12 protein-coding genes are annotated in these 13,772 nt (G+C 60.1%); 1 reads left to right on the top strand and 11 read right to left on the bottom strand.

The window, feature by feature from the left end:
- Positions 1-11: 11 nt before the first annotated feature.
- The 11 genes from CLV41_RS13190 to CLV41_RS13135 form a co-directional block, all read right to left on the bottom strand.
- A complete protein-coding gene (locus CLV41_RS13190) occupies positions 12-1,007 on the bottom strand; it encodes an aldo/keto reductase (RefSeq protein ID WP_103222880.1) in 996 nt (331 codons plus the stop codon).
- Positions 997-1,977: a sugar-binding transcriptional regulator gene (locus tag CLV41_RS13185; protein ID WP_103223090.1), complete on the bottom strand. Its 981-nt coding sequence runs from the start codon at positions 1,975-1,977 to the stop codon at positions 997-999. The genes CLV41_RS13190 and CLV41_RS13185 overlap by 11 nt, the downstream gene beginning before the upstream one ends.
- 26 nt (positions 1,978-2,003) lie before the next feature.
- Complete coding sequence (locus CLV41_RS13180; RefSeq protein ID WP_208987511.1) at positions 2,004-2,936, bottom strand: ABC transporter permease; 933 nt, start codon at positions 2,934-2,936, stop codon at positions 2,004-2,006.
- Between the two features lie 320 nt (positions 2,937-3,256).
- A complete protein-coding gene (locus CLV41_RS13170) occupies positions 3,257-4,777 on the bottom strand; it encodes a sugar ABC transporter ATP-binding protein (protein WP_103222877.1) in 1,521 nt (506 codons plus the stop codon).
- Positions 4,778-4,884: 107 nt separating this feature from the next.
- On the bottom strand, positions 4,885-5,901 hold the full coding sequence (locus CLV41_RS13165; RefSeq protein ID WP_103222876.1) for a substrate-binding domain-containing protein: 1,017 nt from the start codon (positions 5,899-5,901) through the stop codon (positions 4,885-4,887).
- 408 nt (positions 5,902-6,309) lie between these two features.
- Positions 6,310-7,614, bottom strand: coding sequence for a TRAP transporter large permease (locus CLV41_RS13160; protein WP_103222875.1), 1,305 nt, complete (start codon positions 7,612-7,614; stop codon positions 6,310-6,312).
- Positions 7,611-8,105, bottom strand: coding sequence for a TRAP transporter small permease (locus CLV41_RS13155; protein WP_103222874.1), 495 nt, complete (start codon positions 8,103-8,105; stop codon positions 7,611-7,613). The genes CLV41_RS13160 and CLV41_RS13155 overlap by 4 nt, the downstream gene beginning before the upstream one ends.
- A gap of 73 nt (positions 8,106-8,178) precedes the next feature.
- Complete coding sequence (locus CLV41_RS13150) at positions 8,179-9,300, bottom strand: C4-dicarboxylate TRAP transporter substrate-binding protein (RefSeq protein WP_103223089.1); 1,122 nt, start codon at positions 9,298-9,300, stop codon at positions 8,179-8,181.
- A gap of 240 nt (positions 9,301-9,540) precedes the next feature.
- A complete protein-coding gene (locus CLV41_RS13145; RefSeq protein WP_208987489.1) occupies positions 9,541-10,419 on the bottom strand; it encodes an amidohydrolase family protein in 879 nt (292 codons plus the stop codon).
- Positions 10,416-10,922, bottom strand: a complete 507-nt coding sequence (locus CLV41_RS13140; protein WP_170107187.1) for a MarR family winged helix-turn-helix transcriptional regulator — start codon at positions 10,920-10,922, stop codon at positions 10,416-10,418. Before CLV41_RS13140 ends, CLV41_RS13145 begins: the two co-directional genes overlap by 4 nt.
- Positions 10,919-11,713, bottom strand: coding sequence for a crotonase/enoyl-CoA hydratase family protein (locus CLV41_RS13135; RefSeq protein ID WP_103223087.1), 795 nt, complete (start codon positions 11,711-11,713; stop codon positions 10,919-10,921). The genes CLV41_RS13140 and CLV41_RS13135 overlap by 4 nt, the downstream gene beginning before the upstream one ends.
- A 161-nt stretch (positions 11,714-11,874) precedes the next feature.
- Here CLV41_RS13135 and CLV41_RS13130 point away from each other — a divergent pair, with 161 nt between their 5' ends.
- A complete protein-coding gene (locus CLV41_RS13130) occupies positions 11,875-13,737 on the top strand; it encodes a feruloyl-CoA synthase (protein WP_103222872.1) in 1,863 nt (620 codons plus the stop codon).
- The last annotated feature ends 35 nt before the right edge of the window (positions 13,738-13,772 follow it).

Raw genomic sequence — 13,772 nt, 5'->3', positions numbered from 1 at the left:
TTTGCACTGACTTAAGCGGCGAGCTCAGTCAGATGAATGGCTGCTGCCTTGCTGATCGCCCCGATCTCCTCGTCCGAAAGCCGGATCCGGCCGGCCCGGGCATTTTCAACGGCCTGGGCTCCGGTCCTGGCACCACAAAGCGAGAAGGTGATGCCGGGTTGCTGAAGCGTCCAGGCGATGACAACCTGCGCATTCGTCGCCTCATGCGCATCCGCGATCGGGGCTATCGCCTCCATGAGGAGAGCAACCTTGCGGCGGTTGGCGATGGAAAATCTCGGGTTGTTCTTGCGCTGGTCATCGCCTTCAAACTCCCGGTCCGGACCGATCTTGCCGGTCAGAAGACCGAGTGCGAGCGAGGAATAGCTCAGGACCGACACGCCGTTCTCCAGACAGATGGGGATCAGCGTTTCCTCGATGTCTCGCTTGACCATGCTGTATTCTTCCTGGATCGCGTCCAGCTGTCCGGTGGCCACATAGGCCTTCAACTCCTCGGGCGAGGTGTTGCTGGCGCCGATCGAACGGATCTTGCCTGCGGACTTCAGGGTTTCCAGTGCCTCGACGGTCTCGGCGATCGGTGTTGTCGGGTCCTGCCAGTGGGTGATGTAGTGGTCGATATGATCCGTCCCCAGACGCTTCAGGCTCTGCTCGACCTCATGGATGATGGACTCCTTGCCGAGATAGCGATGCACCGGCTTGCCGTCGTAATCAAAGAAGTGGTTGCCCTTTCCGGTGTGCCAGACAAGGCCGCATTTCGTGGCAAGCACCACCTTTTCACGCCGGCCCTTGATCGCCTTGCCGACGATCTCTTCGGCCAGACCCTGACCATAGGCGGGTGCGGTGTCGATCAGGCTGATCCCTTCGTCGATCGAGGCCTGAATAGCCGCAATCGAGCGGCTTTCATCGGTACCGCCCCACATCCAGCCGCCAATAGCCCAGGTTCCCAGACCAATGGCGGATGCCTCAATGCCGGAGCGGCCGATTTTCCGCGTCAACATCTCATGCAACATTTTGCCTGCCTTCCATGGTTGCGAGGACTTCGCTCGCGGTGTCCTCGTCCAGAATGAGTGAATTCAGATAGTTTCCGTTGAGCACGGCCCGGATCGGCCAGACTTTCTCCTCGCCGGAGACGACGCCGATAACCCTGGCGCATTGGTGCAGATCCGTCGGACGCAGAGCGACCAGGCGCGAATTGAGCGCGTAATCGGCAACGCTTCCGTCCTTGTGGATCAGATGGGCCATGAACTCCGCCGTCGCGCCGCTGCCCACCAGCATCTTCCTGTCGGACTCCGGCATGGGATGCAGGTCGTAGTAGCTCGAGCCGGGCGTCGCGATCGATCCGATACCGACCAGGGCGACATTCGCCCGCCGGGCCAGGTCGAGCACCTCTTTGATGGAAGCCACTTCCATCAGCATGTCGCGCTGCTCGCGGCTCTCGGCGAAAAGGGGCGCGTGAAGCTGCAGGGCCTTGCCCCCGAGTTGATCGGCCAGAAGCATGACCTGATGGTTCACATCGGTGTGGTACTTCCCCTGCACGCCGCCGGTGAACGGAACAACCGTGACATCGAATTTCCGGTCCGTTTCGATATTCTGCACAACCGCGCTGACCGCCTTTCCGCCGGTAATGGCAATGACATCCCCGTCGCGCAGTGTCTCCACAAGGTGGTTTGCCGCAGCCCTGCCAACCTGCTTGAGCGTGGTACTCGTGCTGCCTTCAACGGAGGAGGTGACCAACGCCCTGGTGAGCGGTGTTCCCTCCTCCAGGAGGTGCTCCAGATCGGTCAGCCGCTGGAAGGGATTTTCGATATCTATCTTGATCATGCCCATCTTCCGTCCCTGGGTGATCAGCCGGTTGACCTTGGAGGTCGACAAGTTCAGCAAGTCGGCGATCTCCGACTGCTTCTTGCCCTCCAGAAAATGCAGCACAAGGACGGTGTGCATCTGGCGCATCAGCTCGATATCGTTCTTTTTGTCAGCCATGAGGGTCAGTCTCTTTCCCATGCCGCTCAGGCGCGTTTCTTGACCAGATAGTGATCGATGGATACCGCCGTCAGCAGGATCGATCCGCGAATGATGTCCTGCCAATAGACGGAGACATCCAGCAGCGCGAGCGAGCTGGAGACGACCGACAGAAGCACGGCGCCGAGGATCGCCCCGAAGATGGTCCCCGATCCGCCCTTGAGGCTGGCGCCACCGATCACGGCAGCCGCGATCACGTTCAGTTCCATGCCGATGCCGAAGGTCGGTTGCGCCGAACCGAAACGGGCCATGTAGATGATGCCCGCAACTCCGCACAGCGCGGAACACAGCGTGGTGGTGAAGAAGATGACCCGCTTCGTCCGGATACCCGAATAGGCGGCAGCCTTCTCGTTGCTGCCGGTGTAGAACACCTTGCGGAACAGGGTTGTCCGCCGCAGCATGAAGTCGAAACCGATCACGACCGCGAGGAAAATCAGGATCACGACCGGGACCGGGCCGATCGTTCCCTGGCCGATGAACTTGAACTCCGGTGGCAACGTGTAAAGGCCGAGCGGACGCCCGCCTGTACCGAGCAGACAGACCCCGCGGGCGATCACCATGACCGCCAGTGACACGATGAAATGATGCAGGCCGACACGGGTAACGAAAAACCCCATGAATGCGCCGATGCCGGTGCATACGGCAATGGAAATCGCGGAAGCCACCCATGGATCCACGCCATTCAGGAACAGCCAGCCCGCGACCACCATGGCCAGCGCGGTGACCGAGCCGACCGAAAGATCGATCCCGCCGGAAATCAGCAGGATGGTCATTCCGACCACGACGATCCCTTCCACAGCAAAGGCCATGACCATGGCGCGCATGTTCACCCAGGTCAGGAAATAGGGTGAGGCGATGGACATCGCGACGAACAGAACCAGTATGATTGCGACAAGCCCGGTTTCGCGCATGCGCAGCATCCGGCGGATAAACGAAGCATCCGCGCTCCTGGTGTGCGGTGTGTCTGTCAGGGAGACTGCGTCTTCCATGGTTTTCCCCAAAGTGCTCTAGGCGGTGTGGACGAATTTGAGATGCATTTCGCCGGGAGCTGCATCGTTCAAGATCAAGACGGATTGGCGCTGGGATTGGGCGATGGAGGCCCGGCCCTTAGGGTGAGACAAGAGGCTTCGATCCGACACGAAAAAATCCTTGACCGTATCGCCGATAAGCTCCGCGGATCTTTCCCCGCCATCTCTCGCCTCTTGTCTCACGAAATGCGCCTCCAATTCGTCCGCACGCCCTAGTGTAAGCTTGGCCGGACGCCGCCGACCGACGCCAGGTGCATGATGTTTTCTTCGCTCATGTCTTTTCCGCTGACTTCGCCGCTGATCCGGCCTTCGCAGACAACCAGGACCCGGTCGCACACGCCGATCAGCTCCGGCAGTTCGGAGGATATGACCAGGATGCCGACCCCGCTCGCGGCTAGGGTTCTGAGGATGCGGTGAATTTCCGCCTTCGCGCCGACATCCACCCCGCGGGTCGGCTCGTCCAGGAAAATGAGTTTCGGATCGACCCACAGCATTTTCGCGATGGCGACCTTCTGCTGGTTGCCGCCCGACAGCGACGAAACGGGATCTGTGAGCGCGCCGAATTTCAGGTTGAGGCGCGCCGCGAGTCGTGCGGCCTGCGCCTCCTCCTTGTATCTGACGATGAGGCCCAACGCGTTGGCGACCTGTTCGGGCTTCAGCGCCGAAACATTCGCCGAAATCGGCATCTCGAGGAATATGCCGTCGCCCTTGCGGTCCTCCGACAGGTACACGATGCCTTTCGAGATGCTGTCCTTGTAAGACGTGAGCGAGAGTGGAAGCCCGTTCAGGGACATCTCGCCGCTCACTTTCCCCTCGAGACGGCAAATACCCTTGACGATTTCGCTGCGTCCGGCGCCGATCAGGCCCGCAAGGCCCAGGATTTCACCCTTCCGGATTTGAAACGTTACATCCTTGAAGCGGGTCCGCTCGCTTAGATTACGAACATCGAGAATGACATCTTCGGACCGTTCGTCCTCCGACTGCTTCCTCGGATAAAGTTCGTCGATAACCCGCCCCACCATGGCGTTGACCACGTCGTCGGGTACGACGTCGGCCACGTTGCGGGTGGTGATATGACAACCGTCCCGAAAAACAGAGACACGGTCGCAATTGTCGAAGATCTCCACCATGCGGTGGGAAATATAGATGATCGATATACCCTTGCCGGCCAGTCGGCGCATGATCCTGAACAGGATCTGCGCTTCCTTTTCCGTCAGCGCGGCGGTCGGCTCGTCCAGGATGAGGACCCGGCAATCGAGTGTCAGCGCCTTGGCGATCTCCACCAGCTGCTGATGGGAGATCGACAGGTCGCGCACCAGCGTCGAAGGATCGATGGTGACGAGTTCGCCGAGCACCGCGGCCGCCTTTTTCTCCAACGCATGATAGTTCATCAGGAAAGATCGGCTTGTGTTCGTCGTTGCCATGAAGATGTTCTCGGCCACCGACACATCCGGGCACAAGGCGATTTCCTGATGCACGAACCCGATGCCGAGTTTCTGCGCCACGGCCGGCGAGCCGATCTTCACGCGCTGGCCATCAATGGAGATCTCTCCGCTGTCCGGTTGCAGGATCCCGTCGATCACATTCATCAGCGTCGATTTGCCGGCACCGTTTTCGCCCGCAAGCGCATGGATCTCGCCCTTGCGCAATTCGAAGTCGACCCCCTTCAACGCGCGGACAGGTCCGAACGATTTGCTCAGGTTGGAGATTTTTAGGATCACGTCGTCAGTCATGACAGCGCCGTCTTGCTCAAGATTGGAGTAAGGAGGGCTGTCTTGCGCCTGCTCGTTCGGCGAAGACAGCCCGGGGACAGGAGCGTGTTGCCCGCTCCGGCGGAGCTTTAGCTCGGATCGCGGCCTTCCATGTAGGCGTTGAGGTCGAAGCTGTCGGCATTCTCCTTGGTTATGACGGCGAAACCGTTATCGATGTAGGGAACCTGCATCGGATTGTAGCCGGACACCTTGTAGTCGTTGAACGGATCGAAGACGTCCGGATGCGCGGCCAGAAAAGTGGCCATGAACCCCATGAAACCCTGGATGCCCTGGTTCGGGTTCAGCGCCATATGGATGTTGCCGGCTTTGATATGCTCAAGCGTGGTCGGCGTCACATCCGCATGCATGATCAGCACCTCGGCTTCCGCTTCCAGAACCGCGGCGACAGCCCCTTCGGCGGAACCGGCTTCCGGAATCCACAGCGCCGCCAGGTTCGGATTCGCCTGCAGTATCGAGGCGGTTGCCCGGTAGGCCGCGTTGCTGTCCTGGTTGGTGGCCTGCCGTCCCACCAGCTTCATGTCCGGATAGTTCTCCTCCATGTAGGAAATGAGCGCGGTGACACGCAGATCATGGTTGGACTGGCCAGGATTTTCCAGAACAGCGTACTCTGCGCTGTCGCCGACCTGCTTGACGATTTCTTCCGCGGCGAACTTGGCCTCGGCCAGGTTGTCGGAGGTGATGTAGGCGGTGCGGTTCGACTTTGGCGAATCCGCCGCGAAGGTCACGATCTGCGTGCCGCTGTCGATCGCCCGGTTGATCGGCTCGATGAACGGATCGGACTGCATCGGATGCAGAAGCATCCCGGCCGGCTGTTTGACCATGTCCTGTTCGAAGGAGGCGATCTGTTTGGTGATGTCATAATCCGGAGTGCCCGAGAAGATCGTCTCGCATCCGAAAGCGGCGGCGGCCTGTTTGAAGCCCTGATAGACCGGCACCCAATAGGGGTGTCCGGAGACCATCACGTTCATGATGTATGTTTCGCCCGGCTCACACTGCAAGCCGTTTGCTGCTGCCGGCAGCGGTGAAAGAACTGCAGCCGACAACGCAGCCGATGCCAGAATGGCCTTACATTTCAAAGCGTTCATGGTTACCTCCCTAGAACTGCCCCTCCCGATCCCGCAGCTGGCAAATTTTCCCAACCCTTGCTGCAAGATATTTCAAGCACTGGTTTTTATACCAGCGCAGTTATGGATAAGGGCAAGCTCAAGATGAGGTCAAATCTTTTTGGTATTTATTTCTTATAGTGAAATTTATATCAACTTACCTGCGGCTATCGCTGCAACGCTGCCAGCTTGATCCGTTCTCCTTCCCCGTTCGCCCCGGGCCGGAACTGCCTGTGCTTTTCCGGGCGACGCAACTGGCTGGATTTCGGCCGTCAGACTTATAATACCCGCCTGGATTGTCGTGCGGGCTTTAATCCCCTCGCGGAAACCCGAATGCACCGAGACTCTGGGTCACGGACCCGTAAATGGCGACAAAAGCCGGCGCACTTGTCACTTGAGCGCGTTCGGCAGAAACAGCACGACGTCCGGGAAGACGATCACAACGGCAACGACGAGGAGATCGACGAGAAGAAAGGGAATGACCCCTTTGAAGACCTGAACCACCGTGACGTATCTTGCCGCGACATTCTTGATGACAAACACGTTCAGCCCGACCGGGGGCGTGATCATGCCTATTTCCAGCAGCTTGACCACCAGAACGCCGAACCACACCAGGCTGATCGATTGAGCGTTCAGAATCGGCAGCAGGACCGGCAGTGTCACCAGCATCGCCCCGAATGGCTCCATGAACATGCCGAGAACCAGATACAGCGCAACGATCAGCAGCATCAGTTCCACATAGCTTAGTTCCGCCCCATTGACCGCGCCGGCCAGGAAGCCGGTCAACCCCGTCAGCCCGAGAAAGCGGGTGAACATGGCCGCGCCCACGCCGATAATGAACAGCGAGGACGACGTCATCAGCGTCTCGATCATCGCTCGCCGGAACGTGCTCCAGCTCAGGCGCCGTGTTGCGGTAGAGATCAGGATCGCCCCCATGGCTCCCGCCGCACCGGCCTCTGTTGCGGTGAAGAAGCCGGAGAACATTCCGCCGAACACCAGCAGCATGAGCACGATCACGGGCCATATTTCGAGGAGCGCTTTACGGGTATCGATATCCGCGGCATCGAGCGGCCGGGGCGGTGCGATATCGGGCCGCAGCCAGCACGTGATGAGGACGACGATGGAGTAGGCGACCGCCGTCAAAAGCCCGATGGTGATGCCGCCCAGGAAGACCTGTGTAACCGACGTTTCGGCAAAGACACCGTAAACGATCATGAGAATGGAGGGCGGGATCAGGGCGCCAATCGTGCCGCCTGCCGCAATCGACCCGCTGGCGAAACTCGCCGAATAGCCCGACTTTATCATTTCCGGAATGGCTATGCGCCCCATGGCGGCCGCCGTCGCCAGCGACGATCCGCATACGGCGGCAAAGCCCGAACAGGCAAAGATCGATGAAATGGCGAGAGCGCCGGGAACTTTCCGCAGCACGGCCTTGGCTGCATCGAACAGGCCGCCGGTGAGCCCCGAATGGTAGGCGACGAACCCCATGAGCAGGAACATCGGCACTGCCGACAAGGTCCAGTTTGAGACGAAGTCGAAGGGCGTCGATGCCAGAATGCCTATCGCCGGGGTCCAGCCGAGCAGCCAGGCAATCCCGACCACCGGAACCGCGATCAACGCGAGGGCAACCGGCACCCGCGCCGCCAGCAGAAGGAACAGCAGGATCACGCCGGCAAAACCGGTTGCAACGCTCATACAGCGGCTCCCCGCGCCGGAAAGACCATCCGGATGGCTGTCGTCAAGGCAGCAAGAGCGAAGCCGAGCGGCAGGAGAAAATAGGCAGGCCAGGTGGGAACCCGCGTGTTCTGCGCCAGCACGAAGACACCGGTATCGAAATTTCGCAGGGCGGTCTGCAAGGTGAACCAGGCCAATGCGGCATAAATGACGCTCGACAGAAGCGCCACCAGCCTGTCGGACCAGACAAGTCCCCGTGGGCCGAGAAACGTCTCGAAGACCTCGACCTGCACCATTCCTCCTCCCTTTTCGACCCAGGCCAGCGGAATGAAGGCAAGGGCGATCATGTAATAATGTGTCACGATTTCATACGTGGCGGGTATGGGGGAATTGAGCGCGTTGCGCAGAACCACGTCGGCCGCGACATGCAGCATCAACGCCACGATGGCGAGCGCTCCCACCACCGCCAGCAGGTTCAATAAACTGTCCTGCACACGAAAAAGCAGGCGCATGGGCGTTCCTCACAAGGCCAAAGCGATGCCGGCAGGACCCGGGGGCTGGACCGCCCCCGGATCCTGAACCGGATCAGCTACCGTAGCTCGCGTAGTCCACCTTGGACCAGACTTCTTCGTAGATGCGCTTGGACATGGCCGCCGGGTCGTCTCCGACCTCCTCGGAGATGGCCTCCCACTTCTTGACAAGGCCAAGAAATGTCCCGATCTGTTCCGGAGCGTCCTCGATGCCGAATTCCTGCTGGGAATATTCACCCGCTGTCGTGATGTCCGCCTGGATGAAGTCCTGCATGGCGGTGACAAGAGAGGCGTCGGCCTCGATGAGTTCCACGCCGGCATCCTTGGCGGCCTGTTCGGCTGCCGCGGGCATTTCCGAACCCCAGCGATGGGTAAAGTCGACATTCGCGCGATTGGCCGCCCGGGCCATCGCTCCGCGATCCTCCGCGGAGAGGCCGTCCCAGGTTACCTTCGAGACGGTGAAATCCGATGTGGAATGATAAAGCCCGAGCGGCGCGAAGGTCACGTATTTGACCACCTCGACAAGCCGGAACGAAAGCATGTCGGCAATCGAAGCCATGGTTCCGTCGATCGCGCCCTGGCTGATCGCCTCGAACTGGTCGAAGACGGACATCTGCACCGGAGTGGCTTCGAAATGCTCCGCAAATCGCGCCCAGGGTGCACCGCCCGAGCGAAGCCGAAGTCCCTTGAGATCTTCCGAGGTGCGGATCGGCTTTGTGGTCAGGAATTCGTAGACGTCGGACGCCCCGGATCCCAGATAGACCAGTTGCTGCTTTTTCATTTCCTCCTGGCAGGGCGTGCAATTGACGATGAATTCGGTCACGGCGGCCGCCATGGCCTGCGAATCCGTACCGATCAGGGATAGCTGTCCGGTGACCGCCATCATCGGCAGGTCCGCGGGGAAATAGAGCGGCAGAAGGTTGCCCACCTCGATCACCTGGGACTGGAGCGCATCCTTCACCTGCAGAAGACTGACGACCTCCGGGCCGATCATCAGGCCGGTCAGCCGGCCATCGGATTCCTCAGGCAGGTATTTGATGAAGTTCGTATACATCACTCCGTTCGCCGGATGGGCCGGCGGCGCTGCGGGGGCAACGCGCAATTCGCGCGCGTCCGCACTCAGACCGGTCACGGCAAGCGAGGCAACCAGAGCTGTCATTGCAAGCAGTCGTTTCATCTTCAAGTCCTCCCAGACCTGGAGCATCCTGCGTTCACTTGAACGCAGACAAGATGCTCCAACACTCCAAAATCGATCAACTTGGGACGTACAATCGGAAACGATTGAACGTCCGTTGATCTGGAGCATCCCGCGTTCACTTGAACGCGGACAAGATGCTCCAACACTCCAAAACCGATCAACTTGGAACGTACAATCGGAAACGATTGAACGTCCGTTGATCCAGCACCCTGAAAACCGCTAAAGCTTCAGCAGCTTCCTCCCATTCTCCTTCAGGATGAGCGGGCGCACCTCATCCTTGATCTTGATATTCTCGAAATCCGCCAGCCAGCGGTCCGGCGTGATGGCGGGCCAGTCGGACCCGAAAAGCATCTTGTGCTTCAGGATCGTGTTGGCGTACTGCACCAGGATCGGCGGAAAGTATTTCGGCGACCAGCCGGACAGGTCGATATAGACGTTGGGCTTGTGGGTCGCGACCGACAGGGCTTCCTCCTGCCAGGGGAATGAAGGGTGCGCGAGAATGATCGGCATATCCGGAAAGTCCGCGGCCACATCGTCCAGATAAAGCGGATTGGAATATTTCAGGCGCATGCCCATGCCGCCGGGCATTCCCGATCCGACCCCTGTCTGACCGGTGTGAAACAGCGTGACGGCGCCCTCTTCGGCAATCGCCTCGTAAAGCACATAGGCGTCGCGATCGTTCGGGTAAAACGCCTGCATGGTCGGATGGAACTTGAAACCGCGCACACCGAAATCGCGCACCAGCCGCCGCGCTTCGCGCGCGCCCAGCTTGCCTTTCGCCGGATCGATGGAGGCAAAGGGGATCATGATGTCGCTGTTTTGTGCGGCGATCTCGGCGACTTCCTCGTTGCTGTAGCGCCTGAAGCCTGTCTGCCGTTCGGCATCGACCGGAAAGATCACGCAGCCGATCTTTCTCTCGCGGTAATAGGCGGCCGTCTCGGCAACGGAGGGCAGCATGCCCTTCGCCCCGGCCGGGTTCTTGAAATACCGGGCCATTGCCGCCTGGAACTCGTCATAGCCGTCGTCCCGGGGTCCGCAGCACGGTTCCTCGGCATGGGTATGAATGTCGATCGCGACCAGGTCATCGATATTGATCATTGGGGGCCCTTTGCGTCAGCGCCCCGCGGCGGCCAGCCGGCAACCTTGCGAAGCAGGACGAGAAGCTGCGTGTGCTCATCGTCGGAGAGCATCTGGAACGCCTTGCGGTCTGACGTCTCCATGTCCTGCGACACGCTGTCGATCAGCTTGTGCCCTTCCTCGGTGACATAGAGCTCCACGGAGCGGCGGTCGTTTTTCGGAACTCTGCGGCCGATAAGGGTCCTGTCTTCCAGCGTGCGAACCAGCTTGGTCATGTTCGACCACTTGATCTTGAGAAAATCGGCGAGAACGCCCTGGCGCACGCCGGGGTTCAGGGCGATGCCGACCAGCACGGAATATTCGGAAATCTTGATATCGTGCGCCGGAAAAAGAGCGAAGAACCGTTCAAAGGCCGCCAACTGGGCAATACGCAGGACAAATCCGGCAGCCTGTTCCTGGCTTCCGAAGTTCAAGGGTTCCGCTGTATTGTCGTCCTGTTGTGCGGGAAATTCCAGAATGCTCACGTGTCCTCGCTCTGTCGGTCTTTCGTCGGAATATCGAGCCGCTTGGCCTTCTTCTGAACAAAGGCCTGCAATCTCTCGATCGCCTCGGGCGTGTTCTGCGTCAGGGAAGCGACCATCGATTCAAAGAACAGGCCCTCGTCATACCCGCTGTCATGGATGCGCTGCAGCCCGTTGATGGTGATGTAGTTGGAAAGCGACGCGTTGCCGGCAATCTTTTCCGCAAGCTCCATCGCCTTGTCGAAGGACTTTCCGGGTTCCGTGACATAGGTAACGACGGCGCAGCGCTCCGCTTCCTCAGCGCTCAGCACGCGGCCGGTCAGCATGAGGTCCGTCATCCGGGCGACGCCCATCAGGCGGGTGATGTTCACCGAGCCGCTGCCGCCCACGAATATGCCGCGCTGGCCCTCGGGCATGGCGAAATAGGTTTCGCTGTCGGCAACGCGGATATGGGCGTTGGACGCAAGCTCGAGCCCCCCGCCGACCACCGCGCCATGCAACGCGGCAACGAAGGGAATCTTGCCGCGCTGGATACGGGAAAACACCGCGTGCCAGGATCGTGACCCATCGATGGATTCCATCACGGTCTTTTGCGAATGCTCCAGAAGGTCAAGACCGGCGCTGAAATGGGTGCCGTTACCGCAAATGACAGCGGCCTTGGCCTCCCCGGCCGCGCGATCGGCTGCCATACCGAGATCCGCCAGCATGGCGTCATTCATCGCATTGCGCTTGTCAGGCCTGTTGAGCCGCAGGATCGCGATATCGCCCTGCAACTCGTAGTCCACCAAAGCCATCCACGGGCCTCCCAGGCCATATTCTTCCCGGTCAATTTCATTCGAATTGACACTGTTCACTTTTGAACTATTAGATAATGAACAGATTGACCGATCTTCCGTCAAGCGGAAAATGAGAGGTCAATCGGACCGGCTGGAGACCGGGAACCGGGAGGACATCGATGCAGACACACCAACCTGACCACGCGCGCCGGGTCGAAGCACCATTGCGGCCGGTCGAAGTCTGGGCGCCCGAAATCACCGTGCGCCAGAACGACGACGGGGTGATCTATATCGAGCAGACCAGACCGCTGCCGCCCTATCCCGACCGGATCACCGAGCCGCTTCTCAAATACGCCGCCGAACAGCCCGAGAGGACACTCTTTGCCGAACGGACCGGGGACGGCGGCTGGACAAGGATAAGCTACGCCGAAGCTTTGACGAAAACACGCGCGCTCGGGCAGTACCTCCTCGACGCGGGACTGACTGCCGAACGTCCCCTCGTCATCCTTTCCGGCAACGACCTCAATCATGCCGTTCTGGCGCTGGCGGCGATCCACGTCGGCATCCCCTATGCCGCGATTTCGCCCGCCTATTCCCTGATTTCGAAGGATTTCGCCCGGCTGAAGGATATCTTTGACAGCATCACCCCGGGCATGATCTATGCCGCCGACAGCAAGCCCTTCGAAAAGGCGATCGCGGCGGTCGCCAATCTGGAGGATACGCGCACCCTGTTCGGCAAGAACGCGCCAGGCACCGAACAAGGCTTCGACTTCGCGCTCTCGACGCAGCCGACGGAGGCGGTCGAAAAGGCGTTTGACGCCCTCACCCCCGACAGCGTCGCCAAGTTTCTGTTCACCTCCGGTTCGACGGGCACGCCCAAGGCTGTCATGAACACCCATCGCATGATCTGCTCGAACCAGATCATGACACGGGAAACCTTCACCTATTTCAAGACCGAACCGCCAGTTCTCCTGTCCTGGGCGCCCTGGCATCACACCGCGGCGGGCAACAAGGAATTCTTCATTCCCCTCTTCAGCGGCGGGTCCTTCTATCTCGACCACGGCAATCCGACGCCGCAGGGAATCAAGGAAACCGTCCGGAACCTGAAGGACGTGTCTCCCACCTGGTACTTCAATGTCCCCAAGGGTTTCGAGGCCCTGATTCCGTATCTGGAAGCGGATGGCCAGCTCCGCCGGAATTTCTTCAAGGATCTGAAGATGCTCTGGTATGCCGGTGCATCCATGGCACAGCATACCTGGGACGATCTGGAGCGGCTTGCAGCGGAAACCCTGGGACAGAGGATCCTTCTGGCCACCGGTCTTGGCGCCACGGAAACCGCCCCGGCCTGCCTGATGTGCACCTGGCCGGTCGAGGAAGCCGGTAATGTCGGCCTGCCCGGCTATGGCGTGCAGCTCAAGCTGGTGCCCCAGGACGGCAAGCTCGATGCCAGGGTCAGGGGACCGAACATCATGCCCGGTTACTGGAAGGCACCGGAGGTCACCGCAAGGTCCTTCGACGAGGAAGGCTACTATTGTTTCGGCGACGCGTTGCGCTTTGCCGATCCGGACGACATGTCCGCGGGCTTCTTCTTCGACGGCCGAACGGCGGAGAATTTCAAGCTCGATACCGGCACCTGGGTATCGACCGGCGCGCTGCGCACCGCCTTCATCAACCATTTCGGCACGATCGTGCGCGATGTCGCCATCGCGGGCGCCGACCGCCCCTATCTCGCCGCGCTTGTGTTTCCCAATGTCGAGGAGCTGCATCGGCTGACCGGACTGGACGAAGACGCAGCCCCCGCCGCGCTTTTCGCTCATCCCGCGGTCGTCGCGATTTTCCGGGACAAACTGACGTCGCTTGCAAGTCAGGCGACAGGGTCCTCAACCCTGATCAGGAAGCTGGTGCTGATGGATCCGCCTCCCTCGCCGGATGCGGGAGAGATCACGGACAAGGGATCGGTCAACCAGCGCAAGGTGCTTTCCCTGCGGGCCGCGACCGTGGACGCCCTCTATGAGGAAACCATAGAGACGATCGGCCTCTGACGGATACCTGGAACCGCCCGCGATCAGGCCGGCTA

Source organism: Roseibium marinum (genome assembly GCF_002906165.1).
Classification (GTDB): domain Bacteria; phylum Pseudomonadota; class Alphaproteobacteria; order Rhizobiales; family Stappiaceae; genus Roseibium; species Roseibium marinum.
Note: the sequence above shows the minus strand (reverse complement) of the source record. Positions and strands in the feature narration are given on the sequence as shown.